23 protein-coding genes and 4 pseudogenes are annotated in these 26,057 nt (G+C 71.7%); 15 read left to right on the top strand and 12 right to left on the bottom strand.

The features are described 5' to 3' along the window. The 3 genes and pseudogenes from EFK10_RS13955 to EFK10_RS13945 form a co-directional block, all read left to right on the top strand. On the top strand, nt 1–1,211 hold a 1,211-nt coding region (locus EFK10_RS13955; protein ID WP_164835987.1), incomplete at its 5' end, for a tetratricopeptide repeat protein. A 123-nt stretch (nt 1,212–1,334) separates the two neighbouring features. Next, nucleotides 1,335–1,754: pseudogene (locus EFK10_RS13950) on the top strand (AMP-binding enzyme); the annotation flags it as partial. Nucleotides 1,755–1,800: 46 nt separating this feature from the next. Next, on the top strand, nt 1,801–2,496 hold the full coding sequence (locus EFK10_RS13945) for an alpha/beta fold hydrolase (protein ID WP_127356023.1): 696 nt from the start codon (nt 1,801–1,803) through the stop codon (nt 2,494–2,496). Here EFK10_RS13945 and EFK10_RS13940 read toward each other — a convergent pair. The 4 genes from EFK10_RS13940 to EFK10_RS50115 form a co-directional block, all read right to left on the bottom strand. Continuing rightward, nucleotides 2,493–2,876: a rhodanese-like domain-containing protein gene (locus tag EFK10_RS13940; protein WP_127356022.1), complete on the bottom strand. Its 384-nt coding sequence runs from the start codon at nt 2,874–2,876 to the stop codon at nt 2,493–2,495. The two genes, EFK10_RS13945 and EFK10_RS13940, sit on opposite strands and share 4 nt — an antisense overlap. Then, nucleotides 2,873–3,400 carry a cysteine dioxygenase gene (locus EFK10_RS13935; protein WP_127356021.1) on the bottom strand — a complete coding sequence of 176 codons (528 nt, stop codon included), beginning with the start codon at nt 3,398–3,400 and terminating at the stop codon, nt 2,873–2,875. Before EFK10_RS13935 ends, EFK10_RS13940 begins: the two co-directional genes overlap by 4 nt. A 249-nt stretch (nt 3,401–3,649) precedes the next feature. After that, nucleotides 3,650–4,195: a chloramphenicol phosphotransferase CPT gene (cpt, locus tag EFK10_RS13930; RefSeq protein WP_206305443.1), complete on the bottom strand. Its 546-nt coding sequence runs from the start codon at nt 4,193–4,195 to the stop codon at nt 3,650–3,652. Nucleotides 4,196–4,204: 9 nt separating this feature from the next. Then, nucleotides 4,205–4,345, bottom strand: a complete 141-nt coding sequence (locus EFK10_RS50115) for a CGNR zinc finger domain-containing protein (protein ID WP_407647073.1) — start codon at nt 4,343–4,345, stop codon at nt 4,205–4,207. A gap of 343 nt (nt 4,346–4,688) precedes the next feature. Between EFK10_RS50115 and EFK10_RS13920 the strand changes: the two genes are divergently transcribed. Both EFK10_RS13920 and EFK10_RS13915 read left to right on the top strand, forming a co-directional pair. Next, nucleotides 4,689–5,492, top strand: coding sequence for an endonuclease/exonuclease/phosphatase family protein (locus EFK10_RS13920; protein WP_127356020.1), 804 nt, complete (start codon nt 4,689–4,691; stop codon nt 5,490–5,492). Further along, nucleotides 5,489–5,929, top strand: a complete 441-nt coding sequence (locus tag EFK10_RS13915; RefSeq protein ID WP_127356019.1) for a hypothetical protein — start codon at nt 5,489–5,491, stop codon at nt 5,927–5,929. The genes EFK10_RS13920 and EFK10_RS13915 overlap by 4 nt, the downstream gene beginning before the upstream one ends. A 7-nt stretch (nt 5,930–5,936) precedes the next feature. On the opposite strand, the gene EFK10_RS13910 is transcribed toward EFK10_RS13915, so the two are convergent. Together EFK10_RS13910 and EFK10_RS13905 are read right to left on the bottom strand one after the other, a co-directional pair. Beyond that, nucleotides 5,937–6,338 (bottom strand): glycoside hydrolase family 18 protein, encoded by a 402-nt coding sequence (locus EFK10_RS13910; protein WP_127356018.1) that lies wholly within the window; start codon nt 6,336–6,338, stop codon nt 5,937–5,939. 183 nt (nt 6,339–6,521) lie between these two features. Further along, nucleotides 6,522–7,073, bottom strand: a complete 552-nt coding sequence (locus tag EFK10_RS13905; protein WP_127356017.1) for a hypothetical protein — start codon at nt 7,071–7,073, stop codon at nt 6,522–6,524. A gap of 42 nt (nt 7,074–7,115) precedes the next feature. Here EFK10_RS13905 and EFK10_RS13900 point away from each other — a divergent pair, with 42 nt between their 5' ends. The 3 genes from EFK10_RS13900 (at nt 7,116) to EFK10_RS13890 (ending at nt 11,819) form a co-directional block, all read left to right on the top strand. Further along, complete coding sequence (locus tag EFK10_RS13900; RefSeq protein ID WP_240677209.1) at nt 7,116–9,263, top strand: bifunctional polysaccharide deacetylase/glycosyltransferase family 2 protein; 2,148 nt, start codon at nt 7,116–7,118, stop codon at nt 9,261–9,263. Continuing rightward, nucleotides 9,260–10,375 (top strand): acyltransferase family protein, encoded by a 1,116-nt coding sequence (locus EFK10_RS13895; RefSeq protein WP_240677208.1) that lies wholly within the window; start codon nt 9,260–9,262, stop codon nt 10,373–10,375. The genes EFK10_RS13900 and EFK10_RS13895 overlap by 4 nt, the downstream gene beginning before the upstream one ends. Nucleotides 10,376–10,688: 313 nt before the next feature. Continuing rightward, nucleotides 10,689–11,819, top strand: coding sequence for an MFS transporter (locus EFK10_RS13890; protein ID WP_127356025.1), 1,131 nt, complete (start codon nt 10,689–10,691; stop codon nt 11,817–11,819). On the opposite strand, the pseudogene EFK10_RS13885 reads toward EFK10_RS13890, so the two are convergent. Then, a pseudogene (locus tag EFK10_RS13885) lies at nt 11,816–11,929 on the bottom strand (VOC family protein); the annotation flags it as partial. The gene EFK10_RS13890 and the pseudogene EFK10_RS13885 sit on opposite strands and share 4 nt — an antisense overlap. A gap of 370 nt (nt 11,930–12,299) precedes the next feature. On the opposite strand from EFK10_RS13885, the pseudogene EFK10_RS13870 reads away from it, so the two are divergent. After that, a pseudogene (locus tag EFK10_RS13870) lies at nt 12,300–12,537 on the top strand (thiolase C-terminal domain-containing protein); the annotation flags it as partial. 96 nt (nt 12,538–12,633) lie between these two features. Continuing rightward, nucleotides 12,634–12,873 carry a DUF397 domain-containing protein gene (locus EFK10_RS13865; RefSeq protein WP_127356014.1) on the top strand — a complete coding sequence of 80 codons (240 nt, stop codon included), beginning with the start codon at nt 12,634–12,636 and terminating at the stop codon, nt 12,871–12,873. A gap of 55 nt (nt 12,874–12,928) precedes the next feature. Here the strand turns inward: EFK10_RS13865 and EFK10_RS13860 are convergent, their stop codons facing one another. Then, nucleotides 12,929–13,627, bottom strand: coding sequence for a maleylpyruvate isomerase family mycothiol-dependent enzyme (locus tag EFK10_RS13860; RefSeq protein ID WP_127356013.1), 699 nt, complete (start codon nt 13,625–13,627; stop codon nt 12,929–12,931). Further along, entirely contained in the window at nt 13,618–14,277 is a 660-nt protein-coding gene (locus EFK10_RS13855) for a pyridoxine/pyridoxamine 5'-phosphate oxidase (RefSeq protein WP_127356012.1), read from the bottom strand. Before EFK10_RS13855 ends, EFK10_RS13860 begins: the two co-directional genes overlap by 10 nt. 60 nt (nt 14,278–14,337) lie before the next feature. On the opposite strand from EFK10_RS13855, the gene EFK10_RS13850 reads away from it, so the two are divergent. From EFK10_RS13850 to EFK10_RS13840, 3 genes are all read left to right on the top strand, one after another. Further along, nucleotides 14,338–14,742: an ACT domain-containing protein gene (locus EFK10_RS13850; RefSeq protein ID WP_127356011.1), complete on the top strand. Its 405-nt coding sequence runs from the start codon at nt 14,338–14,340 to the stop codon at nt 14,740–14,742. 86 nt (nt 14,743–14,828) lie between these two features. Beyond that, nucleotides 14,829–17,726, top strand: coding sequence for an ATP-binding protein (locus tag EFK10_RS13845; protein WP_127356010.1), 2,898 nt, complete (start codon nt 14,829–14,831; stop codon nt 17,724–17,726). Nucleotides 17,727–17,800: 74 nt separating this feature from the next. Continuing rightward, complete coding sequence (locus tag EFK10_RS13840) at nt 17,801–18,301, top strand: hypothetical protein (protein ID WP_127356009.1); 501 nt, start codon at nt 17,801–17,803, stop codon at nt 18,299–18,301. 19 nt (nt 18,302–18,320) lie between these two features. Here the strand turns inward: EFK10_RS13840 and EFK10_RS13835 are convergent, their stop codons facing one another. Together EFK10_RS13835 and EFK10_RS13830 are read right to left on the bottom strand one after the other, a co-directional pair. Next, nucleotides 18,321–20,210: an N-acetylmuramoyl-L-alanine amidase gene (locus tag EFK10_RS13835; RefSeq protein ID WP_127356024.1), complete on the bottom strand. Its 1,890-nt coding sequence runs from the start codon at nt 20,208–20,210 to the stop codon at nt 18,321–18,323. A gap of 247 nt (nt 20,211–20,457) precedes the next feature. Then, nucleotides 20,458–21,543 (bottom strand): aminoglycoside phosphotransferase family protein, encoded by a 1,086-nt coding sequence (locus tag EFK10_RS13830; RefSeq protein ID WP_127356008.1) that lies wholly within the window; start codon nt 21,541–21,543, stop codon nt 20,458–20,460. 427 nt (nt 21,544–21,970) lie between these two features. On the opposite strand from EFK10_RS13830, the gene EFK10_RS13825 reads away from it, so the two are divergent. Further along, nucleotides 21,971–23,440 (top strand): DNA-binding protein NsdB, encoded by a 1,470-nt coding sequence (locus tag EFK10_RS13825; RefSeq protein WP_127356007.1) that lies wholly within the window; start codon nt 21,971–21,973, stop codon nt 23,438–23,440. Nucleotides 23,441–23,519: 79 nt separating this feature from the next. Here EFK10_RS13825 and EFK10_RS13820 read toward each other — a convergent pair whose 3' ends face one another. After that, nucleotides 23,520–24,965 carry a PP2C family protein-serine/threonine phosphatase gene (locus EFK10_RS13820; RefSeq protein ID WP_127356006.1) on the bottom strand — a complete coding sequence of 482 codons (1,446 nt, stop codon included), beginning with the start codon at nt 24,963–24,965 and terminating at the stop codon, nt 23,520–23,522. 276 nt (nt 24,966–25,241) lie between these two features. Between EFK10_RS13820 and EFK10_RS13815 the strand changes: the two are divergent. Beyond that, nucleotides 25,242–26,057, top strand: a pseudogene (locus EFK10_RS13815) (HEAT repeat domain-containing protein); the annotation flags it as partial.

The following is a 26,057-nucleotide window of genomic DNA, read 5'->3' as shown; positions in this document are numbered from 1 at the left end:
CCGCCCGCACCCCGCCCGAGCTCACCGGCGCATGGTCGACCCGGGCCGCCGTCCGGCCGGCCGCGCCCTCGCAGGGGCTGCTCGGCATGCTCGCCGGACGCCATGACGCGGGCATCAGCCTCGCGCGCCTCGGCCGCTGGCAGGAGGCGGAGGAAACGCACCGCGCGGTCGGCGCCGAGCGGGAGCGGGCGCTCGGCGCCGACCACGAGGACACCCTCGCCAGCCGGTACGAGCTGGCCTTCTGCCTCACCCGCCTCGGCCGCGCGGAGGAGGCGTTGCATACGTACGAATACGTCGCTGCCGCCCGGCACCGCCTCCTCGGCTCAGACCACCCCGCCACACTCGCCGCACGGCAGGAGTCCGCGTACGTCCTCGGCCAGCTCGGCCGCCACGTCGACGCCCACCAGGGCTACTCGGCCGTCCTCACCGCCCGCGAGCGCCTGCTCGGCGCCGACCACCCCGACACGCTGGCCTGCCGCCACAACCTCGCCTTCAACCTCGGCCGCCTCGGCCGGCTCGACGAGTCGTACATCATGGCCGCCGAAGTCGCCGCCGACCGCGCCCGCGTGCTCGGCCCCGCCCATCCGGACACCCTGGCATCGCGCTGCGAGGCCGCCTACCTGCTCGGGCAGCTCGACCGCTGGTCCGACGCGCTCGAGGCGTACCGCCAGGTCGCCGCCGTACGGGCCGAAGAGCTCGGCGACGAGCACCCGGACACCCTGGCCGCCCGCTACGAGATGGGCATCGCTCTCGGCCGCCTCGGCCGCAGCCCCGAGGCGTACGAGCTCTACCGGGACCTCGTCGCCTCCCGTACGCGCGCGAGCGGCGCCGCCGACCCCGAGACCCTGCGCGCCCGTCACGGCCTCGGCGTCAACCTCGGCCGCCTCGGCCGCTGGGAGGAGGCCCTCACCGAGGCCCGCGACGTCGCCGCCCTCCGCGAGCGTGTCCTCGGGCCCGACCACCCCGACACGCTCGTCAGCAAGCGCGAGATCGCCGTCGCCCTCGGCTGGCTCGGCCGCTGGACCACCGCCCTGTCCGTCTACCGCGACGTCGCCGACGCCCGCGAACGCGTCCTCGGCCCCGCCCACCCCGACTCCCTTGCCAGCCGCAACGACGAAGCCCACTGCCTCGAACAACTCGGCCGCGCCGGCGAAGCCCTCGCCCTCTACCGCCGTGTCGCCGTGCAACGGCGGTCCGAGCCCCCCGGCTGACGCCCGGCCCGCTGGGCCTGAGGGTGCGTCGCCGGGTGCGGCTCCGTGGCCGGGCTGGGCCAGCCCTTCCCGCCTCAGGCGGACGGTCTACCCCCAACCCGGACCGTTTGCCGCCGATGGTGGACCCGTAAGAACCGCATCGGCGACTTCTTCACCGTCGGCGACCTCGGCTACCTGGACGAGGACGGCTATCTCTTCCTCCGCGACCGCAAGATCGACATGATCATCTCCGGCGGCGTCAACGTCTACCCCGCCGAGATCGAAGCCGCCCTCCTCACCCACCCCGCCGTCGCCGCCGCCTTCGGCATCCCCCACGCCGACTGGGGCGAGCAGGTCAAGGCGGTCGTCGAGCCCGCCCCCGGCCACACCCCCGGCCCCGAACTCGCCGCAGCGCTCCTCGCCCACTGCGAGCAGCGGCTCGCAGGCTACAAGCGCCCCAAGTCCGTCGACTTCATCGCCGAGATGCCCCGCGACCCCAACGGCAAGCTCTACAAGCGCCGCCTGCGCGAGCCGTACTGGGCCGGCCACGACCGTCCGCTGTGAGCGTACCGGCGGTCCGGCCCCGGGCTGCGTGGGTAGCGTCAACCGCGTGACAGATCTCCTTACGGTCGAGGCCAACGGCATCAAGCACGCCTACCGAGTCTCCGGCGCGCCCGACGGACCGCCCGTCCTGCTGCTGCACGGTCTCGGCGGCAACGGCGCCGACTGGGACGAGGCCGCGGCCACACTCGCCGCGACCCACCGCGTTTACGTCCTCGACCAGCGCGGGCACGGCCGCAGCGACTGGCCGGGGGAGTACTCGCTGGAGCTGATGCGCGACGACACCCTGGCCTTCCTCGACGCGCTCGGCCTCGGCGAGGTGGCCCTGGTCGGCCATTCGATGGGCGCTCTCGTCGGGTATCTCGTGGCGGCGGGCGAGCCCGAGCGGATCACCCGGCTCGTGCTGGAGGAGCCGCCCGTGCCGGACCCCGTGCACCCCAGGCGCGTCGTGCCCACCGGGCCCGCCGACGACGACTCCTGCGACTGGCGTGCCGTCGCCGCCGTACGGAGCCGGCTCAACGCCCCCGACCCGAGTTGGTGGAAGCTCTTCGCCGCCATCACCGCGCCCACGCTCGTCGTCGCGGGCGGCGCGGCCAGCACCCTCTCGCAGGACGGAATGGCGGCAATCGCCGACCGCGTCCCGGACGGACGCCTGGTCACGATCGAAACCGGCCACCTGGTCCACGCCACCCGCCCCGCCGAATTCCTCGCCGAGGTGAAGGCGTTCCTTCCTGTGACGGGCTAGCGGACCGGCAGCCCCGCCCGCTGCCACGCCTGGAAGCCGCCCTCCAGGTCGGTGGCGCGGGGCAGGCCGATGTCCAGCAGCGAGGCCGCCGCCAGGCTGGAGGTGTAGCCCTCCTGGCAGGCCACGATCCACCGCACGTCGTGCCCCGTCGCCTCCGGGATCCGGGCGTCGCTCAGCGGGTCGAGCCGCCACTCCAGCACATTGCGCTCGATCACGAACGCCTCCGCGAACTCACCCTCCGCCGCCCGCTGCGCCGCCGGCCGGATGTCCACCAGCAACGCCTCCCCGGCCGCGAGCTCCTTCGCCGCCTGATGCGGCCCGACGCGCTCCAGGCGGGTCCGCGCCCGCGCCAGCAGCCGGTCGATTCCCGAGGTGGTCATCTTGCGGCCTCCAGCAGGGGCTCGGGCTCCGGCTCGTCGGTGAGCACGGTGCGGGTGCGGCGCAGCGAGCCGGCCTCGTCCACCGCGTAGTACGACATCGCGGTCAGCGGCGGCGAGTACGCGTGCACGCTCACCGCAGGCTCGCCTGCCGCGTTCACGACGTCGTGTACATGGCCCAGCGGAAACGCCGCGCCCCGGCCCGCGCCCAGCTCCCGGGTCACGATCCCGCCGCCGCCCCGGCCGTCGTACGCCCAGCGGTGCTCGGTGAGACTGCCGCGTACGACGCTGAGCGCGCCGAGAGAGCCGGCGTGGTCGTGCAGCTCGGTGGAGGTGTCGCCGGGCCAGGTGATCAGCCATACGTCGACGTAGGGATCCCGGTACAGCCGGGTGTACCAGCGGCGGGCCGGGTCGTGGGTCGGCAGGTGCGCGCCGCCCTCGACGGCGGCGGCGTAGCCGCGTACGAGTGCCTGCAGCTGGGAGAGGACGAGCGGGGTGGGACCGCCCGCCCGGTCGGACAGGGCCATGGGTATTGCTCCGGAGCGTTACCGCGACACGCCTGGCCGGCCGCGCTTCGGCGGTGCGGAACGGGGAGAGGTCGCTGGGTGGTCGGGGGAGGCGGAAATCAGCCCCGACAACAGCTCTGGTCGAAATGATGCGCACGCCGACCTGGCCACAGCGGCCCCAGGTTCCAGATGTTCGTACGCATAGTGCTTATGAAAGCACACCTCCGGCCGTCCGCAGGGTGGGGTCCGGATGGTGGTCAGGTCCGCCGCTCAGCCTCCGGCGACCCGCGAGGCGATCTGCCGGGCGCACTCGAGGGATTCCGTACGTCCCGTGTCCACGACCAGGTCGTACGCCACACCCTGGTGCACCAGCTCCGCCTGCGACCGTGCCATGCCCGCCACCCGGTCGCCCCGGGCGATCTCCCGTCCCGCCGCGATCGCGGCGTCGCAGCGCACCCCGACCCACAGCACGTCCAGCCCGCGCAGGGCCTTGCGCCACCGCTCCTGCGAGGCCGGGCCGCCGAGGAACACCTCGTCGACGATGATCCGCGCCCCGGCGTGCGCCATCGCCCCGATGCCCTGGGCCCACGCCTCGTCCAGCGCCTTGAAGGCGTCGCCGGTCGTCACCTCGCCGTCCGGACCGAACTCGATCCCGGCGTCGGCGCCCGAGGACCGCATCGCCGCAGGCATCGCGGCGATGAGCGTGTCGACGCCGAAGGTCAGCCACGGATCCGGCAGCACCGCCTGGAGGCAGCGGGCGATGCCGGACTTGCCGGAGCTGGAACCGCCGTTCAGAACGATCACCTGGGTGGGCATGGCATGAGGCTAGTCCCGCTGCCGCGCGCGGTGGGCGGCGACGGTGGTGCGGCTGGCGCAGGTGTTGCCGCAGAACCGGCGGCTGCGGTTGCGCGACTGGTCGACGGAGAAGCGCGGGCAGCCCGCCGCCCAGCACCGGCCGATCGTCACCTCGGGCGTCCCGCAGGCGGCGGGCAGCCCGCCGCCCGGCACCGGCCGATCGTCACCTCGGGCGTCCCGCAGGCGATCTGGGCCAGCGCGGCGGCGCAGGTCCGCCCCAGCCAGCGGGAGGCCGGCTCGCCGTCCGGGGCATACGCCATCACCCTCCAGCGCCGCTCCCTCCAACTCCGGGCGGCCTGCGGTGCCCGCCCCCACGTCGCCGCCGCCCAGGCCGTGGTGGCCGACTTCGTCGGCGACACCGAGGAGGGCCGGGAACTGCGGGCGATCGTCGCTGTGACGGCGGAAGAGCTGGACCTGGAGTGGCTCAAGCAGAAATGATCGTCGGGTGCGCGTGATGACGTGGAACCTCTGGTGGCGATTCGGGCCCTGGGAGCAGCGCCGGGACGCGATTCTCGCCGTACTGCGCCAGGAGCGGCCCGACGTGGTCGGGCTGCAGGAGGTGTGGGCGCAGGGCGAGGAGAATCTCGCCGGGTGGCTCGCGGAGCAGCTCGGCATGCACTGGACCTGGGTCGCGTCGGACGCGCCCGAGCGCTTCCACAAGCGACTGGGGGACCCGACGGTCGACGTCGGCAACGCGGTGCTCAGCCGGTGGCCGATCGCCGAACGCGACACCCTGCCGCTGCCGGTCGGGGACGGCCAGGACGACGGACGGACGGCGCTGTACGCGCTGCTGGACGCGCCGGGGCAGCGGATCCCCTTCTTCACGGCGCATCTGAACTCCCCGCCGCACGAGTCGGCCGTGCGGTGCCTGCAGGTCAGAGCCCTCGCCCACTTCGTCGCGGCGAAGCGCGCGGTGTCCGACTTCCCTCCCGTCATCACCGGGGACTTCAACGCCGAGCCGGACTCCGACGAACTGCGGCTGTTCGGCGGCCTCAAGACGGCGCCGGTCGTCAGGGGCCAGGTGTTCATCGACGCATGGCGGCTGGCCGATCCGTCGGCGCCGGAGGTGACCTGGGACGTGGTCAACCCCTACGCCGAGCAGACCTTCGAGCGGGGCTCGCGCATCGACTACGTCCATGTCTCGCCCGGCCACGGCGGCATCGGCACCATCCGCACCGCCCGCCGCGCCGGGGACGCCCCGGTCGGCGGCGTCTGGCCCTCGGACCACACGGCGGTCCTCGCGGAGCTCGACGAGTGACGTACGTACTGGAAGCGCTGGTCGCCGACGCCGACCTGCTCGACGTGCTCTCCCAGGACCTCGTCGCCTCCCGCCTCGCGCCCCTCGCCCAGGGCCTCGCCCTCATCCCGATGACCCGGGCACTCGCCCACGCCCTCGACGACGGCCGCGACGCCCGGCCCCTCGGCTTCTGGCAACTGCCCAGCGGCTTCGACCGCGTCCTCTCCGACCGCTCCCAGGACGGCCCGATCGCCTACGTCGAGGCCGAGTGCTTCGGCGGCACCGGCGAGCAACGCTCCGCCGTCTGGGACGCCGGCGCCCTCGCCCTCGGGCCGCTCCACCTCCCCGAGTACCAGCCCTCCCCGCCGACGGCAGCCCGATCTCGCAGGCACTGCGGCGCCTCGGCGCGACGGCGGGGGACGCCTTCGACGAGTTCGTGGCGGTGGGCCGTTCGGTAGGCGGCGGTCAGCCCGAGACACTGCCGCAGGCCTGGGCCAGTTCGGTACCGACCGCGCCGCCGAAGGACACCCGCGTTTCACCGCCCGCCTTGCGCAGCGCGGTGATGCGTTGGTCGAGAGTGGTGTCCGTCAGGCTGGACTTGCCGCCCCACTTCGGGTTGCAGCCTTTACCGGACGCGACGAACCCCAGGGTGAAGTCCTTGACGTCGGTCTTCCGGGCGGTGGCCGCCATGTCGAGGACGGTGGAAAGTGAAGTGTCGATGTACGGGGAGAACGTGGTCGTCTCCTCGGTGGACGTCGTCTCCGCGGTGGACGAGGAGCCACCCCGGAGTGAGCCGCCCCGCAGGAGGGCGGCGGCCACGCCCGCCAGTGCGGCGGCGGTGGCCCCGGCTATCAGCTTTGCACGCATCTCGCAACGCATTCTCTTATTCCGGACCAGAGCCAGAACGCTATCAGATCCTTTATTTTAAAAAACGCTCATTAAGTTTTTCATGAGTTGCTTCATGAAAAGTCAGCCATGCGGATCTAATAATTCGCCCGGTGATAACAATGCTACTGTTTGCGATATGAATCAAGCCATTCGTCGACGCAATCAGCCTGCCCAGGAGGCGCCCGTCTTCGTCGACTCATCGGGGGGCAGGGCCCGCACTATCGGGCATTTGGGATTGCTCGTCGGGGTCGCCATTGTCGGATACACGACGGTGCTTGGAGTCGCTTTCGCCGGGGGAAGTCCAATTGCGCCGACGACGCTCATTCCCCGAGCGGCCGAGTCTACGGCCGCATCCCGGACGGAGGCCAAGGGCTTGTCCGGGAAGGAGATAAAGAAGGCGGAAGTGAAGACAAATTCCGCCTCTCCGCCGGCCGTCCCGGTGTCAGCCACCAGCGCGGGCCCGGCCCGGGTGACACCGGCCCCCACGGAGGCCTCCGCCTCCGCCGAGGCCTCGAAGCCCACCACCCCGGCCTCCGCGAGCGCGACAGCGTCCGCGGGCACACCCACCCCCACCACCACGACGGCCGCACCGAGCGCCCCTGCCTCGTCGCGGCCGTCCGCCACCGCGACCGCCTCGCCCAGCGCGACCGCCTCGCCCAGCGCGACCGCCTCGCCCAGCGCCTCCGCCGTCCAGAACGACGCTATGGGCAGCAACGGCGGAAACAGCCTGGACGGTCTCCGATGACCCTCCGCGCCATGCCCGGAGCGGTGAGCAAGGTGGCCTCGGTCGGACGGCACGCCGTGCCCCGCCCACGGGTGGTGCTGGCTCTACTGGGAGTGTGCGCCCTGGTGTGCGTCATGCTCATGGACGGCTATCTGCACTCGGAGATCGGCAATGACAGCCGCGTCGACAGCGGCCAAGACGCGAGCAAGGTTCCCGACAAGATACTGAACGGCGGGCCGGTCCTCACCTTCGACGCCAAAGGTGAGCCCGCCACTCACAGGATGCCGAAGAAGACCATCGCGCTCACCTTCGACGACGGCCCCGACCCGGTGTGGACCCCCAAGATACTGAAGGTGCTGAACGACAACCACGTTCCCGGCACCTTCTTCGACGTCGGCCAGATGGCCGCCCGTTACCCCGACGTGGTCCGTCAGGTGGTGGCCTCGGGCAGCGAGATCGGCGTGCACACCTTCTCCCACGTCGACCTCGCCTACCAGAGCCGGTCCAGGATCAACCGTGAGCTGTCGCAGACCCAACTGGCGCTGGCCGGCGCCGCCGGCATCACCAGCTCGCTCTTCCGCGCCCCGTACTCCTCCGAGACGAACGCGATCGACAACAAGAGCTGGCCCGTCTACCAGTACATCGGCGCCAAGGGGTACCTCAGCTGCTTCGTCGACCTCGACAGCGAGGACTGGACACGCCCGGGCGTGTCCAAGATCATCAGCAATGCCACCCCGAAGAACGACGAGGGCGTGGCGGTCCTGTTCCACGACGCGGGCGGCGATCGTTCCCAGACGGTCCAGGCTCTCGGCACCTACATCAAGAAGATGAAGGCCGAGGGGTACACGTTCGTCACCGTCACCGCCGGCCTGGGCGCGCCGAGCGCCAACCACGCGGTGACCGGCACCGAGTTGTGGGAGGGCCGGGCGCTCCTCTGGTCGGTGGCAGTCGCCGAGTACACCATGCCGGGCCTGTCCTGGCTACTTCTCGTGGTCGGCGTGGCGATGATGGGGCGCCTCGGGATAATGCTGGTATTCGCCGGATGGCACCGCCGGATGCGCAACAAGAAATCCTTCGGCTGGGGGCCGCCGGTCACTGAGCCGGTCAGCGTCGTCGTGCCCGCGTACAACGAGAAGGAGTGCATCGCCAATACGGTGCGCTCGCTCAGTGTGAGCACCCACCCCGTCGAGGTCCTGGTCATCGACGACGGCTCCACCGACGGCACCGGTGACATCGTCGAGGCCCTGGGGCTGCCAAACGTCCGGTTGATACGGCAGGAGAACGCCGGCAAAGCGGCCGCGCTCAACGCAGGCCTGGCGCAAGCCCGTTACGACCTGATCGTGATGATGGACGGCGACACCGTCTTCGAACCCGACACCGTTCGTGAGCTGGTGCAGCCCTTCGCGGACCCGGCCGTCGGCGCCATCGCGGGCAACGCGAAGGTCGGCAACCGCGGTACGTTGATCGGCGCCTGGCAGCACATCGAGTACGTGATGGGCTTCAATCTCGACCGCCGTATGTACGACCTGTTGCGCTGTATGCCCACCATCCCCGGCGCGATCGGCGCCTTCCGCCGTCGGGCGCTGGCCGACGTCGGCGGCATGAGTGACGACACGCTCGCCGAGGACACCGACGTCACGATAGCTGTGCAGCGGGCCGGCTGGCGGGTCGTCTACGCCGAGCGTGCCCGCGCCTGGACCGAGGCGCCCAGCAGCCTCGGCCAGCTGTGGCGGCAGCGCTACCGCTGGAGCTACGGCACCATGCAGGCGCTATGGAAGCACCGCCGTTCGGTCGTCGAGCGGGGGCCCTCGGGACACTTCGGGCGTGTTGGGATGCCGCTGGTGGTGGTCTTCCAGGTCATCACACCGGTCCTCGCGCCGCTGATCGACCTCTTCACCGTCTACGGGATGCTCTTTGTCAGCCCCCTGAAGTCGATCCTGGTGTGGGGCGCAGTCCTGGCGCTCCAACTGGCGTGCGCGGCCTACGCCTTCCGCCTCGACGGTGAGAAGTACCGGTATCTGCTGATGATGCCGCTGCAGCAGATCGCGTACCGGCAGATGATGTACCTGGTGGTGATCCACTCCTGTGTCACCGCCCTCACCGGCGGACGGCTGCACTGGCAGAAGCTCAAGCGCACCGGCGAGGTCGAGGCCCCGAAGGAAATGGCGGGTGTGCGGTGAGCACCCTCGCCACAGCTGCCCCGGGCCGCCGCCGGGCGTCCCGGCAGCCGGACGGGGCAGCTGTGGCCGGCGCCCGCGACCGCTACCTCGACGCGCTTCGCGCCCTGGCTCTGGTCCGGGTGGTCACGTACCACACCTTCATGTGGGCCTGGCTGAGCTTGGCCTTTCCCTCCATGGGCGTGATGTTCGCGCTCGCGGGCTCACTCATGGCCCGCTCGCTGGACCAGCGCCCGGCGTTCCCCGTGCTGGGCGGACGGCTGCGGCGTCTGCTTCCGCCGCTGTGGCTGTTCGCGGCCGTGGTGGTGCTGGCGATGATGATCCACGGCTGGGCCCCGAAGGAGCACCACATCGGATCATGGTGGACGGCGATGCTGCTGTGGGTCGTCCCGATCGGCGACCCGCCGGGCAACGCGTGGGCCGCGCAGGCCACCGACATCCTCTGGTACCTGCACACCTATCTGTGGTTGGTGCTGCTCTCGCCGCTGTTGCTGAGGGTGTTCCGGCTCTCGCCGGTCGTCGTGCTCTGTCTCTCACTGGTGCCGATCGTGGTCGTCCAGACCGTATGGACTCTCCCGGACAACGACGCCGGGGCCGTCGCCACCGACGTCGCCACCTATGTCAGCTGCTGGCTACTCGGCTTCGCGCACCGCGACGGCCTGCTCCAACGGCTGCGCACCGGGCCGGCCCTATTGGTCGCGGCACCCCTCATGGCAGCCGGTGGCTGGTGGGCCTTTCACTACCTCACGGACGGCACCTACGACCTCAATAACATCCCTGTCGCCCAGGCCTTCTGGTCGGCCGGCTTCGTATTGGTCCTGCTCACATTCCGGCCGGAGATGGACTGGATCGGAAGAATCCGGCCATTGGAGAGGCTGATCGGCACATTCAATGCCCGGGCGGTCACGATCTACCTCTGGCATGAGGTCGCGCTGGTGCTCAGCGTGCCGCTGATCGACGCGATGTGGCAGGTCACAGCGCTCGAGATGTCGCTTCCACTGGGCAGCACATGGTTCCAGTTCGGTGTCACCTGGGTGCTTATCGCGGCGGCGGTCATGCTCTTCGGCTGGCTGGAGGACATCGCGGCGAGGCGCAGACCGATGCTGCTGCCATAGGCCCTGCCGTAGTGCCGGGGGTCCGGTCCTGTCCTTTTCATTCGATGCCTCGGTATGAATTCTGCCGGTACGGATTCCGCCGGTCTGCGCGGGACCTGGCCCGGCCGGGGCATGGTCGTGGCCGGCCCTGGGCACCCGGCCGGCCACCGTACACGGCCCTGCGCCAGCCACCCGCCGCTTTCCTCAACTGGCCCCGCACATGATCGGCTGGACGGGCCCTCACAGCTAGGGTGGAGCGGTGATCGTTCAAGCCACAGGGGAACGCCGGGCCCGGGGCTGGTACCTCGCTGCCGCGGGGGTGTTCGCGGTCGGCATGACGGGGACCACGCTGCCGACGCCGCTGTACGGGCTCTACGAGGAACAGATCGGGTTCTCCGAACTGATGGTGACGGTCGTCTTCGCGGTCTACGCACTCGGCGTGATCGCCGCGCTGCTGGTCGCCGGTGACTTCTCCGACATCCTCGGCCGACGGCCTGTGCTGCTGTTCGCTCTGGGACTGTCGCTCCTGAGCGCGGTGTGCTTCCTGAGTGAGGGCGGCCTGCCACTGCTGTTCGTGGGCCGGCTGCTGTCGGGATTTTCCGCCGGACTCTTCAGCGGGTCGGCGACAGCTGCCGTACTGGAGCTGGCGCCCCCTGAGCTGCGCGCACGGGCGGGATTCGCCGCCACGGCCGCCAACATGGGCGGCCTGGGGTGTGGTCCGCTGTTGTCGGGGTTCCTGGCGCAGTACGCGCCGTGGCCGCTCAAGCTGCCCTTCCTGGTGCACATCGCGTTGCTCGTGGCGGCCTTCGCCGTCACCCGCGCCCTGCCGGAGACGGTGGCGCGTCACGATCCCCGTCCGCCGCTGCGCCCTCAGGGCATGGTCGTACCTCAGGAGACACGCGGAGTGTTCCTCACGGCCGGGCTGGCCGGGTTCGCCGGCTTCGCCATGCTGGGACTGTTCACCGCGGTGGCGCCGAGCTTCCTCTCCAAGACCCTGGGGGAGGACAATCTGGCCGTCACCGGCCTGGTCGTCTTCTCGGTGTTCTGCGCCTCCACCGCCGGCCAGTTCCTGATGAGCTGGGTGGGCGTACGGCGCGCGCTCCCCATGGGTTGCCTGATTCTGACGGCCGGCATGGCCCTCGTGGGGGCCTCCCTCCTGGTGGAGTCCCTGCCGGTGCTGGTCGTCGGCGCCGTGGTCGGCGGCCTCGGCCAGGGCCTGGGGTTCCGCGCGGCCCTGACCAGCGTGAGCACGGTGGCCCCTGACGAGCACCGCGGCGCGACGATCTCCGCCTTCTTCGTCGTCGTCTACGTCGGAATCTCCCTGCCGGTGGTCGGCGTCGGTGCCCTCACCCTGGCCCTGGGGCTGCGCGACGCGGGTCTGGTCTTCGCCGGTTGCGTGATGCTGCTGTCGGCAGGCGTGGGCGTGTTCCTCCTGCGTCGGCCTCCGCGGGTGGATACGGCCTAGGCGATCAGGTTCTTCTTCGGGCGGACCACGCAGAATTCGTTGCCTTCCGGGTCGGCGAGCACGGTCCACGACTCGGTGCCGCTCTGCCCGATGTCCACCCGGCGGGCGCCGGTAGATGACCACCAGGTCGCGTCCGTCCGCGTCCGTCAGCGACTGGCGGCCCAGGTAGCCCGGTTGGGCCTCCCCGAGCTCAGCCATCCGCGTGCTCATGATGGCGTAGCCCTCGGGGTCCTCGCCGCTGGGCCAGGAGCTGATGATGACGGCTTAGTACGGCGGCTCGGGGCGGGTGAAGGACAGGGGTGCGGGCACGGGCCGACGGCTCCATTCGGTAAGGAACGTAGTCCGCTGATGCTACTGGTGGGCGCTCCCGGTGGCGATGTCACGGGCCCAGCGGTAGTCGGCCTTGCCGCTGGGGGAGCGCTGGATGTGGGGGGGTGATGACGAGGCTGCGAGGGATCTTGTAGCCGGCGAGGCGGGCGGGAGTCCGGCGTCACCGAACTCGACGGCGACCTGCCCGTCAACCCCTCCGGCGGCGTCCTGTCCACCAACCCCATCGGCGCCTCCGGCATGCTCCGCTTCGCCGAAGCCGCCCTCCAGGTACGTGGCCGGGCCGGCGACCACGGTCCCGGACGCCCGCCGCGCCCTGGGGCACGCGTATGGGGGAGGGGCGCAGTTCTTCTCGATGTGGCTCGTGGGATCCGATCACCCGGGCGCGTGAAACAGGGCTTGGGGCTGGGCAGGTTGTTCCTGGACCTGTCCGGCGCCAGGCGGGCTGTATACGCTGGGCCGGACGACGAAGTCGGGAGGAGCGGACGTGTCCGAAAGCACGATCGACAAGCGGCTGCACGGCGAACCGAAGCCGGAGCTCGACCTGACGAACGCGGACTGGCTCTCCAGCGGACGAGGCGTCGGCGACGTCCAGGTCGCCTTCGTCGAGGGCTTCACCGCCATGCGGGACCGGCGTGACCCCGACGGGCCCGCCCTGATCTTCACCCCCGCCGAATGGCGCGCCTTCGTACTCGGCGCCCGCGACGGCGAGTTCGACCTGACCTGACGTCACCCGGCAGCTCGCCCTCGTGCGACGCGACGGCGAGCTGCCGGACGAACCCTTACGGCCAGGGCCCCAGCTCCGGGACGGCCGCGCCCGAGAAGGCCAGAGCCCCGGCCGGCTCGCGGCCCGCCAGCCATGCGGTGAGATCGGTCAGGGCTCCGCGTACGGCCGCGGTGTCGCCGCTGCCCAGCACCCGCTTCTCGGGGCCGTCGGTCGCCGTCAGCTCCAGGCGGATGCCCTGCGGGGTCCGGGGCGCGAGATAGTCCAGGACGTGGCCGCAGAAGTCCCGCGACCAGTCGGACGAGCCGTACCCCAGATCGGCGTCCGCCGTATGGATCCCCAGCTCCCTCCACCAGGCCGCCAGGACGGCCGCCACGTCCGCGTCGCGGTAGCGCACCGGCCGGCCCCAGTTCTGCGGCCCGACCGCCGACCACGTCTCCCGCGCCTGCGCCAGCGCGGCGCCCACGGCGTGCGTCAGCTCCTCGGCCGTACGGGAGGCTCCCGCCTCGATCGCCGCGTCCCGGGCCGGGCGGCCCCCGTCGTACTGGTCGATCAGCTCGCCCTTGAGCGCGAAGCGCGCCTGGCGGGCCAGTGCGAGGCTGACGCCTTCGATGTGCGAGAGGACATGCGCGCGGCTCCACCCGGGCAGGGTGCTCGGGCCGCGGGCGTTGTCGTCGGTGAGGCCGGCGAACAGGGCGAGCAGCCGGTCGTGGCCGTCGAAGATCCTCGGCAGCAGATTGTCCGGATTCACGGCCACAGCAGTTCCTTCTCCCAAGCGCCGTCCACGCGGCGGTAGTTGAGTCGGGTGTGATTGCGGTCCCTGTCGCCCTGCCAGAATTCGGCCTGCTCGGCCCGCAGGTTGTAGAGCGTCCAGCCGGGGGCGACGAGCCCGGGGTCACGGTCGATGGCGGCCAGGGACTCCTTCACGGCGGCCTCGCGGGCGGGCAGGTCGGTCAGCGGCCGGCTCTGCTGCCCCAGAAGCGCCTCGGCGCGGGCTGCGGCCCCACGGGCGAGGAAGTCGGCGGCGCTGTCGGCGGGCGAGGCCGGGGAGACGCGCCCGCGCACCCGCACCTGGCGGGCCTGGGCCGGCCAGTAGAAGGTCATTGCCGCGTACGGGTGTTGGGCAATGTCGCGGCCCTTACGGCTGCCGGAGTGGGACGCGAACTGCAAGCCGCGCGGGGATACGTCCTTGAGGATCAGCATCCGCGCCGAGGGCTCGCCGTCCCCGTCCGCCGTCGACAGCGTCATCGCGTGCGGCTCGGGCACCCCGGCCCCTATGGCGTGGAGCAGCCAGTCGGTGAACAGATCGACCGGATCGTCCGGGGCGGCCCCTGGATCGAACCCGGGAAGTTCGCCCGCGAAGACCTCCAGGCCCCGCAGTAGTTCACGCATGGTTGGCGACGACATGCGGCCCCCTTCCTACGCAATGCCTCCGTAATGGTTGATCGTGACGATAACATTAGCCTCATGCCTGGAGAACGCGATCTGACCAAGCTGCTGAGCGGCATGAAGCCCCAGCTCAACCCCGGCCGGTACGTCTTCGCCACACTCCCCGGCAGCCGCGATGTCCCCAGCGGCGTCCGGCCCGTGGCGACCGTCGCCGAGGACGAGGGGCTCACGCTCGTCGTGCCGCAGGAGGAGGCCGACCGGGCGGGCCTGGGCTATGACTACGTGGCGGCGTGGATCACGCTGCGCGTGCACTCGGCCCTGGACGCCGTCGGGCTGACCGGCGCCTTCGCGACCGCGCTGGCGGATGCCGGGCTGAGCTGCAACGTGGTGGCCGGCTTCCATCACGACCACCTCTTCGTGCCGTACGAGCAGGCCGAGCAGGCCGTGGTGATCCTCAATGCCCTCTCCGGGCAAAGTGATTGAAACAGCGTCAAGAATCGGCCACCCAACACCTCACGGACCGTGCTCCGGGGCGTTACGCTGAGGCGCACCGGAGCTGGGGGTGCACGATGTCGCAGCGGGCGACAACACCGGAACAGCGGTGGCTGCTCGAGCGCGAGGCAGAGCTGGTCGCTGTGGACGAGGCGCTGAGCGCCCTCACCGGCGCGGGCGGCAACGAGGGTGTGGCCCGGCCGCGCGGCGGACTGCTGGCCTTCGCGGGGTCGGCGGGGCTCGGTAAGACGACCCTGCTGGCCGAGACCCGGCGCCGGGCGGCCGCCAGGGGCTGTACCGTGCTGTCGGCGCGCGGCGGAGACCAGGAACAGCGGGTCGCCTTCCACGTGGCCCGGCAGCTACTGCAGCTGCAGCTCGCCGGCACCGGGGAGGCCGAGCTGCGCGCCACGCTGGGCAGTTGGTACGGGATCGTGGGCCCCGCCCTCGGGCTGTGCGTACCGGAAACGGGCGCGCCGCCGGACCCACAGGGCATCGGGGACGGCCTGGACTGGGTGCTCACCCATATTGCGGTGCAACGCGCCCCCGTGGTCCTGGTCCTGGACGACGCGCACTGGGCGGACCCGGAGTCCCTGGCCTGGCTGGTGGCGTTCGCACCGCGCGCCGAGGACCTGGCGATGCTGATCGTCGTGGCGTACCGTCCCGACGAACTGCCGCCCGCCGCCGAGTCGTTCCGGGGGCTACCGGGCCGCGCCGGCACCCGGCCAATCGACCTCGAACCGCTCAGCGCCCGGGCCATCGGCCGGCTCGTACGCGACTCGGTCGGCCCGCACGCCGACGACGCCTTCTGCCGCGAGTGCTGGGCGGTCACCGCGGGCAACCCCTTCGAGGCCGTCGAACTGACCGCCAAGGTCCGGGACCGTGGCCTGCGGCCCGACGGGTCCAGCGCCCACCTGTTGCGGGACCTCGCCGCCGCCGTCAAGGGCCGCGGCCTGATCACTCGTCTGGAACGGCTCGGGCCGTCCACCGTGCGCCTCGCATGGGCCGCCGCCGTACTCGGCACCTCGATCCCGCCTGCGCTCGCCGCGAGCGTCGCAGGACTCGGCGGCGAGGAGGCGGCCGATGCCGTGGACCGGCTGCGCCAGGTCCGGATCCTCACCGGCGGCGGCACCCTGGAGTTCGTCCACCCGCTCATCGCCACCGCCGTCTACCGGTCGATCCCGGATGCCATGAGGGTCGCCCTGCACGGCCAGGCCGCATGGTCGGTCGTGGACGCCGGGCTCGGCCCGTCGGTGGCCGCCCGGCACCTCCTGGAGACCCACCCCGAGGGCGACCCCTGGGTCGTACAGCAGCTGCGCAAGGCTGCCGGCGAGACCCTGCGGGCCGGGGCCCCCGACGCCGCCCGCCGCTACCTGGCCCGGGCGCTGCGCGAGCCGCCGTCCTTCGACGAGCGGGCCGCCGTCCTGTACGAACTGGGCTGCTCGTCCCTGCTCACCGAGCCCGCCACCACCGTCAACCACCTGCGCGCCGCCCTGGAGGAGCCGATCGCAGACCCGGCGCTGCGCGAGGGCATCGTCTACAGGCTCTCCCAGGCCCTCGCCCACAGCGACCGAATGGGCGAGGCCGCCGACACCATCGGCCTGGCCGCCCGCACCGCCACCAGCGCCAAAGCCCGGCTGCGGATGAAGTCGGAGCAGTTCATGTGGGACGCCTTCCGCGCCGACGAACCCGACTCGCCCGCCCGCTCCCGCCGCCTGGCCAATCTTGCCGACCGCCTCACCGGCCGCGACCTCACCGAGCGCTACATCATCGGCCTGCGCGCCTGGGACGCCACCCTGCGCGCCGAGCCCGCGCACGTGGCCGTCCATCACGCCGAACGCGCCCTGCGCGGCGGCCTGACCTGGGCCCACGAGGACCGGGGCTTCGAGGTCCCCGTCCTGACCGCCCTCACCTTCATGTACGCCGACCGGCCCGGCCGCGCCGAGGAGCTGTTCGCCACCGGTATCTCCGACTTCGAACGCCAGGGCTGGCGCGGCGCTCACCTCGCCTTCGGCTACGCGCTGCTCGGCTACATCCGCTACCGGCGGGGCCGCCTCACCGAGGCCGAGGACTTCGCCCGCGACGGCCTCCGGCTGGCCGAGCGGGTCGGCCGGGGCACCCCCGTCCAGTGGTACTGCGTCGCCATCCTCCTCCAGGTCCTGATCGCCCGGGGTCGGGTCCGCGAGGCAGCACAACTCGCCGAGGAGTACGGCTTCGGCGCGCCCTTCCCGTCCGCCGTGGTTTTCCCCGACGCACAGGCCGTGCACGGCGAACTCCTACTCGCCCAAGGCTTGCACCAGGAGGCTGCCACCGAGCTGGCCGCCGTCGGCCGCCGCCTCGACCCGCGCGGCATGCGCAACCCCGCCTGGTGCCCCTGGCAGCTGCACCTCGCGCTCGCCGAGGCGCACGACGCGCCGGAACGGGCCCGCGCCACCGCGGCGGAAGCCGTCGAGCGCGCCCGGCAGTTCGGCACCGCCTCGGCGATCGGCACGGCTCTGCGTACCGCCGCCGAGGTGGCCGCGGGGCCCGCCGAACGGGCCAAGACGCTGGAGGAGGCCGTCGGGTACCTGGAAGGCTCCCCCTCCGGCTACGAGCTCGCCCGGGCCCTGGTCGACCACGGCGTCGCCCTGCGGCGCACCGGCAGCGTCCACGATGCCGCCGAGCAGCTCTACCGCGGCCTGGAGGGCGCCCTCCTCTGCGGCGCCGACGGTCTCGGCGAGCGCGCCCGTGAGGAACTCGCCGCCGCCCGACTGCGCCCCCGCCGGCTCCGTACGACCGACACCGACGCCCTCACCGCCCAGGAACGCACCGTCGCCGCGCGCACCGCCCAGGGCGCCGTCCCGGCCGACATCGCCCACGACCTGGGCACCGACGAGCGCGCCGTGGCCCGGCTGCTCTCGGCCGTCTACCGCAAGGTCGGCACCGACGCCTCGGGCCTGGCCCAGGCGCTGGGCGGGGGCGTCCTCGATCCGCCGTAGAGCTGGCCCGTCCCCGCCACCCGGGGCCATGGCCCCGGGGGCACGCAGTGGCGCGGGCCACGTACGATGGGCCCATGTCGTTCCTCCGCCGCCGCAGCGCCGCCATGCCGACCGGACCGGATTTCGACGTCCTGGCCATGGACCCCGGAGACTGGCCCGGCAATCTCGGCGCCGGCCTGCTGCCCGGTGAGGACGGCAGCTGCCAGGGCATCTTCCTGCGGTACGACCTCTTCGGCGGCCGCGGCCCCGCCATGCTGATCGGCAACCTCCCCGAGGGCTCCCCGGCCCTCGAGCTGGAGGAGGGCCAGGTGCCCTTCGAGGTGGCGCAGCTGCTGGTCGCCCTCGGCAACGAGGAGCCGGTGACCGTCGTGGGCACCGAGGACACCCCGGTGATGCAGGGCGACAATCTGCTCATCGTCCGCAAGGTCAAGCTCTCCGAGGGCCGGGTCGCCTGCTCCCAGTTCGACCGCAGCGACGGTGTCCTGGTCACCATCGCCACCTGGGACCGGCCGATCACCGACGACCTGTACCAGCTGCTCAAGCCGCTGCCGGCGGAGATGTTCCAGCAGGGCTGAGCAGCCGCTACGAAGTCGGTCAGCTCTCCGTCGAGCGCAGTACGGTCACATCCTCCGCCTTGACGTAGGCGACCCGGTGCCCGAACTGGATCTCGTAGTACTGCTGCGTGCCCTTCACCACCACATGCTGCGAGGCGTCGAAGGTCACCGACCGGTAGTACTCGCCTGTCGTCTTCTGCCCGAGCACATAGCGCTGGCCCGCGAGCAGCTTGTACGACAGAGCCGAGACCGTCTGCACCGGCACGGTCGACGGATACGCCGACGCCTCCGGGTAGGCGCGTCCGTACACCGGAATGTCGGTCAGGCCCTCCTTCGGGGTGACGACCCAGCCCTTGGCGTTGACGGCCGTCGGCTGCGTCTTCGGGTTGTGGAACCAGGCCTTCTGGCCGAGGTACCAGATCGCCGTCCAGTCGCCCTGCCGGTCGGCGACCGCGTACTGCTGGCCGGTGGAGGCGCGGGCGCCGGTGTCGTTGACGCCGGTGGTCGACGCGCCGGTCGTGGTGTGCAGCCCGATGTCCTTCACCAGCGCGGAGCCCTCGCTGGGCTCGGTGTAGAGGCGTACGGCCTCGGAGCCGCGCGCCGGGCAGGTGTCGCCGGCGGTGGAGCAGCCGGTGTAGACGGGCTGGTTGGTCTCGTAGTCCGGGCGGATGGTGACCAGGCCGCCGCCGGGTCCGGCGGTGGCGTGCAGCGGGGCGCCCATCAGCTCGAAGTAGTGCGCCCAGTCCCAGTACGGGCCCGGGTCGGTGTGCATTCCGGCGATGTACGAGGTGACCGGGCCCGGCACATTGTCGTGGCCGAGGATGTGCTGCCGGTCCAGTGGGATGTCGTACTTGTGGGCCAGGTACCGCACCAGACGGGCGGAGGAACGGTACATCGCCTCCGTGTACCAGGTGCCCGGGTCGGTGAGGAAGCCCTCGTGTTCGATCCCGACCGACTTGGCGTTGACGTACCAGTTGCCCGCGTGCCAGCCGACGTCCTTGGTCCTGACGTGCTGGTCGATGTGGCCGTCGGAGGAGCGGACGGTGTAGTGCCAGGCCAGATAGGTCGGGTCCTGCACGAGCTTGAGGGTGGTGTCCCAGGTGCCCTCGGTGTCGTGGATGACGATGTAGTCGACCGACTGGTCGTTGGGACGGTCGGCGAGGTCGTGGTTGCCGTAGTCGCCGGCACCGAACTCCTCGTACGGGGCCGGCAGCCACTCGCACGCCACGGCGACCGGGCACTCCGTGTCGCCGGCCTTGACCTTCCTGAGCCCGAGGCCGCGCACCTGCGCGGTGTCCGGGGCGAGACCGGGGTGGCCGGCCAGCGTGATCCGCTCGCCGGTGTCGGTGGTGCGGGCCTCGCCGTCGCGGACCACCTGGAAGACGTCGTCGGCGAAGCTCGCGGCCGTCGCCGAGTCGTCCGCGCCGGAGTACGCCGCCACCGCGCCGTACCAGGCGGCCGGGTCGGAGGACGAGCCGAGCGGCCGGTTCGAGGACTTCTGGGCCGCCGCCAGCAGCGCGGCGCCGCCGGCCACATTGGTGGCCGGATCCTCGCGCAGGGCCTTGGCGGACAGGCCGCTGACGTCGGCCGCCCGGTCGAGCGTGGTGAGCGAGGCGGGCAGGTCGGAGGTGGCGGGTGCGGCTGTGCTCGCCTTGGTGACCAGCGGTCGCACGGAGTCGCCCCGGGCGTCGTCACCGCCGTCACCCGCCTGGGGGTAGTCGGCCAGGGCGGTGGCAGCGTCGGTCAGATGCATGGGGCCGTAGCCGGCGGTGACACTCGGCAGGCCGTTATGGGTGTCCCAACGTGACTCCATGTACGAGACACCGAGCAGCACGTTTTCGGGGACCTGGTAGCGAACGGCCGCGTCGGCGAACGCCTGCTGAAGCGTTAACGCTCCCGGGGCGGCCGCGTTCGCGGCGGGTGCGGCCATCGGCAACAGCGCGGCGATGGCGACCGCCGCCGTCGCCAGTCGGGCGGAGCTTGGCGAGCCTCGCACTTGTGAGCCTCCTGTGGTGGTGAGAACCACAGAGGTATCTGCTTGTCAGCGATCCGTCAACTACCGCTCCGCGTGCGTGTTTATGCACGTCAGCGCCCGTACCAGGAACTATCCCGGTACGGGCGCTGTGGCCTGCGACTCGTCAGATGTCTGGACCACGGGCGGTGCGGTCCAGGCACGGTCACCGCGTGCCGACGGCCGCCCGCACGGCCCGCCGCGCGAGACCGCAGTCGTCGTGCAGCCGGCGCAGCAACAGCCGCTGCTCCTCGCCGATCTCGGCCGCGTTCGCCGCCGCCGGGACCGTTCCGCGCATGGTGCGCTGCACCGCGGTCTCGTACGTACGGATCTCACGCGTGAGCACGAGCATCAGGTTGACCAGGAAGGAGTCCCGGGCCGCCGGGCCCGCGGCCTGGGCGGACTGGCTGATCTGGCGGCGGGTGGCCGGGTCGTCGCCCAGTATCGACCACAGGGTCGCGAGGTCGTACCCGGGCAGGTACCAGCCGGCGTGCTCCCAGTCCACCAGGACCGGGCCCGCGGGGGAGAGCAGCACGTTCGACAGCAGGGCGTCGCCGTGGTTGAACTGCCCCTGCACATGGGCCAACCCGTGCAGCAGCTTCTGCAGGTCGCCCATGTCGCGGTCGGTGAGCAGCCCCAGCTCGTGATAGCGGGAGATACGGGCCGGATAGTCGATCGGCGCGTCGAACACGCCCGACGGCGGCCGCCACAGGTTGACCCGGGAGAAGGCGGACAGCACCGCCCGTACGTCACCGCGCGGCGGGGCCTCGGTCGGGTGCCGCCGCTGGGCCGCAACCCTTCCGGGCATCCGCTCCAGCACCAGCGTGCAGCTCTCTGGGTCGGCGGCGATCAGCCGTGGCACCCGGGCCGGCGGGCGGTGTCGTACGAACGCGCGATATGCCGCTATTTCGTGCTGGAAGCGCTCGACCCACGCGGGTGAATGGTCCAGCAGGACCTTGGCCACGGCGGGGCTTCGCCCGGACGTGCCGACCAGCAGTACCGACCGGCTGCTTCGCCGCAGCATCTGAACAGGGGCGAACTCCGGGCAGATCCGCTGTACCGAGGCGATGGCCGTGCGCAGCTGCGCGCCCTGTGGGCCGGTCAAGTCGAGTCTCCCGCTGAGCGGATGGGAGGTGCCCGCCGGCACGGGCCGCCTGGCGGCCGGGATGAGACGGGGGCGCAGTCCGGCGTCGGTCCCGGAGACGAGGGACGGCCGGGGCGGAGCGGACACGGAGGACGATGCTGAATACATGAGGGGGAGACAGATCCCTTCGTGTGCCTGCGAGCTCTGAGGGTGTCGTGCTGGTTGCAGGGACGGCGGACAGGTGGCCGGGGCCGGCGCGTGGACGGGACCGGATCCGATGCCGGCGTCCGGGTCCCGCACCCTGGGGAATGCGGGTTCCGGGCCGATGGTCCGGTCGTCCACGCGCCGTACGCCCTTCCCGGACAAGTACGCACCACCAGCCTCAGATGTTCAACGGTGACCGAAGAATGTTCTGAACTGTTCGTACGTGACCATCCGGGACCGGCGGCTGCCGGGCCGGGGTGGCGCAGTCTTACCTGACCACCGCGCGCGGGTGGCAGACCATGTGGCGCACCCTGGCGAACCCTGGCGAATGCTCGCGAGGGGTTGGACCGGCTATTAGTGTCAAGTGTGCCGAGGAACCTGGGGGCTTGACGTGGCCAAGGAATCCAACACACGACTTGCGGACCTTTTCGCCCTTACGGGCTGGTCCAAAGGCGAACTCGCACGACTGGTCAACCGGCAGGCGGCCGCAAGCGGCCACCCGCAGCTGGCGACCGACACGTCGCGCGTGCGCCGCTGGATCGAGACCGGTGAATCACCGCGCGAACCTGTCCCGAGTGTGCTGGCTGCCTTGTTCACGGAGCGTCTCGGCCGTGTCGTAACCATCGAGGATCTCGGGTTCGACCGGCATCGGCGTACGGGAAAGAAGCAGGCCGTTGACGACCTGCCCTGGGCACCGGAACGGACGGCCGCGGTCCTCACCGAATTCACGGGAATGGACCTCATGCTCAACCGACGCGGTCTGGTGGGCGCGGGTGCCGCGCTCGCCGCCGGCTCCGCGATCAGCGGCGCCATGTACGACTGGCTGCGCGCCGACCCGGCGCTCGCTGCCGACAACCCCTCGTTCGGCGACCCCTTCGCCGGCGAGGTCATCTCGTCCGACCGATACGAAGCTGCCCCCGTGGGCTCCGAGGAGATCGAGGCGCTCGAGCGCTCGGTCGAAGTCTTCCGCGCCTGGGACGCGGCCCGCGGCGGCGGGCTGCAGCGCAAGGCGGTCGTGGGCCAGCTCAACGAGGTGGGAGGGATGCTCTCCTACCACCACCCGGCGCACCTCAAGCGCAGGCTGTGGGGGGTGGCGGCCAACCTGGCCGTCCTCGCCGGGTGGATGTCCCACGACGTGGGCCTGGAGCCCACCGCCCAGAAGTACTTCGTGATCGCCGCCCACGCGGCCCGCGAGGGCGGTGACCGGCCGCGCGCCGGGGAGGCGCTCTCCCGCGCCGCCCGCCAGATGGTGCACCTCGGCCGGCCCGACGACGCGCTGGACCTGATGAAGCTCGCGAAATCCGGCTCCGGCGAAGCGACGCTGCCACGTACCCGCGCCATGCTCCACACCATCGAGGCCTGGGCGCAGGCCTCGATGGGGCGCGGACAGGCGATGCGGCGCACCCTGGGCGAGGCCGAGGAGTTGTTCGTATCCGACAACGGCGATGTGCCACCGCCGAGCTGGATGCAGAACTTCGACGAGGCGGATCTGCACGGCATGGAGGCCCTGGCCTTCCGTACGCTCGCCGAACACGATCCGTCGGCCGCCAACACCGCGCAGCACCACGCCAAGCAGGCACTGGAGCTGCGGGCCACCGGCCACAACAGATCGCAGATCTTCGACTACATCTCGCTCGCGTCGGCCTGCTTCATCGCCGACGATCCCGAGCAGGCCGACAGCTACGCACGGTTGGCGCTGCTGGCCATCGGGCAGACCTCGTCCCATCGCACCTGGGACCGGCTGCGGGAGATGTACCGGCTGACCGGGCGGTACGCGGACTACACCAGGATCCAGGACCTACGGGCCGAGATCCAGACCGCGCTGCCGAAGGCTCCGAAGAGCCGGAACACGTCGATCTAGCGGTCCAGCAAGCGTCCGACCAGTCCCCACACCCGTACGAGCACGAGCCGACTCGACGCCGAACGAGCCGGCCCCCGTCTCACACGAACCTGGCGACCAGTACGCAGGCGTCGTCCTCGCGCTCCGGCATGCCGAGCTCCTCGACGACGATCCGTACGCAGTCCTGCGAGGTACGGGCCTCCGCGAAGCGCGGGCCCAGATCGAGCAGTCGCCGGGCGGCCGCCCCGGAGTCCGTCGCCGAACCGAAGGCGGTGCGTCGCGGCACCAGGCCGTCGGTGTGGAGCACCAGGAGGTCACCGGGTGCGAGCTGCTCGGTGGTCTGGGTGTAGCGCGCGCCGGAGGTCGCGCCGAGCAGTACGCCCTCGGGCGGATCCAGGACGCGCCCCGTCCCGTTGCGGAAGAGCAGCGGGGCGGGGTGCCCTGCCTGTGCCCAGACGAGGGTGCGGTCCGCCGGGTCGTAGCGGCAGCACAGCGCGCTGCCCAGGGCCGGCTGGGCCGAGGTGTCCAGGAGCTGGTTGAGCCAGCCCATCAGCGGTCCCGGTTCGAGACCGGCGACCGCCATGCCGCGCAGCGCGCCCAGCAGCATCGCCATGCCGGAAGTGGCGCTCACGCCGTGGCCGGTCAGGTCACCGACGGTCAGCAGCGTCGAGCCGTCCGGCAGCGGGAGGGCGTCGTACCAGTCACCACCGATCAGCGCGCTGGTGGCGGAGGGAAGGTAGTGCGCCGCGAGGTCCACGGTGGTCGGGCCGCCGCTCTGCGGGAACCGCAGGGAGCCGCGCCACGGCGGGAGCACGGCCTCCTGCAGCTCAACCGCCAACCGGCGCTCGGTCTGCGCGATCTGCCGCTGGCGCTGCAACGAGTCACGGGTCTCGCGCAGCGTCCGCTGGCTGCGGCGCAGCTCACTCACGTCCCGGAGCACTGCCCACATCGAGGCGGTGCCGCTGGTGGCGTCGAGCACCGGCTCGCCCACCATGTGCACGGTACGTACCGAGCCGTCCGTACGTACGATGCGGAACTCGCAGTCAACGGGCCTGCCGTCCACCAGGCATCCGGTCACGGCCTCGGACAGGATCTGCTGGTCCTCCGCGAACAGCCAGGACGGCATCTCGTCCAGGGTCAGTGGCCCGTCCGCCGGGTCACGCCCGAAGATGCGGTAAAGCTCGCCGGACCAGTCGACCGCGTCCGTCAGTAAGTCCCACTCCGCGCTGCCCGCTCGGCCGAGGGCGTGGACGGTCGAGCGGGCCGGCGGCTCGCTGGTCGCGTACGCCGAGCCGTCCGTCTCTTCGGGGGGCAGGCCGTCCCGCAGCTGTCCGAGGTGCGCGCCCAGGTCGTCGAGCTGGTGCACGGCGAGATCGCACAGCGCACGCTGCCAGCGCAGCTGGGGGTCCTCGTCGTCCATCGCGGAATCGCGACGTACGGCGTCGACCTTGCCGCGCAGCTGGCGGGTCTGGCTGATGAGCGAATCCACCGCGCCGGGCTCTGGCGGCTGGGCGGCGGAATGATCCTCATGCAGATGGGACGGCATGACGCTCTCCGAACATATCTCCGATGCAGGCGCTGGGCGGCTGCGGCGGACGGAAGGGCCAGTCACGACTGTGTCACAGCGCGCGACGCCCTGTAAGTGTTTCGGCGATACCCGAAACGGTGGTGTCGTAGGCATATGCCGGAAGCCTGGCAGCGGAATGGACGGGTCCGCTGAGCGCGGAAGAGTTTGAGCCGTGGCCGATCTGCGAAGATACCTCGCAACCGGCAGCGGGAAATCCCGTTGCCAGCCCCACCCCCGGCACCGGATGCTGACCTCATGTTCGATCCCGACATAGCGCCCAGCGGGACCCTTCTCGGCCTCCTCCAGCGAGGACGCGGAGACGGGACCCTGCACGCCCTCACGGCGCAGCGAGCCGAAGCGCTCGCCGCGCTGGAGAGCTGCGTCCTGCGCGACCCCCGCCACGACTGGCGTGTGGAATCCCGCTCCCTTTATTACGCGCGGCTCTACTCCGAGCTCGAGGGCCCGCTCGACGGGATCGAACAACACCTCTTCTGTCCGGACGGCCTCCTCCCCGGCGTCGCCGTCGACGACGAGCACCGCTGCGGCCTCGCCCTGTCCGTCCTCGGCCACCTCGCCGGCTACGGCCGCCGTGACGCGCTCCACCTGCTGCGCCGGTACGCGGCCGTCGGCGGCTGCTGGGAGTGGGCGCTGGACGAGCTCGCCGTGCACGACGACGACGAGGACCTGCGTGCGCTCGGCCCCGCCGTCCTCGCCCGCTTCCCCCGCACCCCCGAGGGCGACGTACAGCTCGCCGACGCGGTGCGCGAGGCGTACGAACCGCGGCCCTGGCGGCTCTGGTCGCAGCACCCGGATCCCGAGGTCGCCGGACGGGTCCGCAAGGCCGCCGAACAGACCTCCTTCGACCGCTGGCAGCGCCAGCTGCGGCCCGCCGGACCCACCCCCGGCTGGAGCGTGCGCGCCGTCCTGGACTGGGCCCAGCAGGGCCTCGACGAGCACCCCGCGCAGCTCCGCGACGCCCCCGCCGCCCGCTGCCTCGCCGCCGTCGCCGGCCCCGAGGACCGCCCCGAACTGCTGACCGCCGCCCGCAGCGGCCCGGACGCCGCCCGCGCC

The sequence above is a fragment of the Streptomyces soli genome (assembly GCF_003999195.1).
Taxonomy (GTDB): domain Bacteria; phylum Actinomycetota; class Actinomycetes; order Streptomycetales; family Streptomycetaceae; genus Actinacidiphila; species Actinacidiphila soli.
The sequence above is the reverse complement of the archived record's forward strand: the minus strand, read 5'-3'. Positions and strand labels throughout refer to the sequence as shown.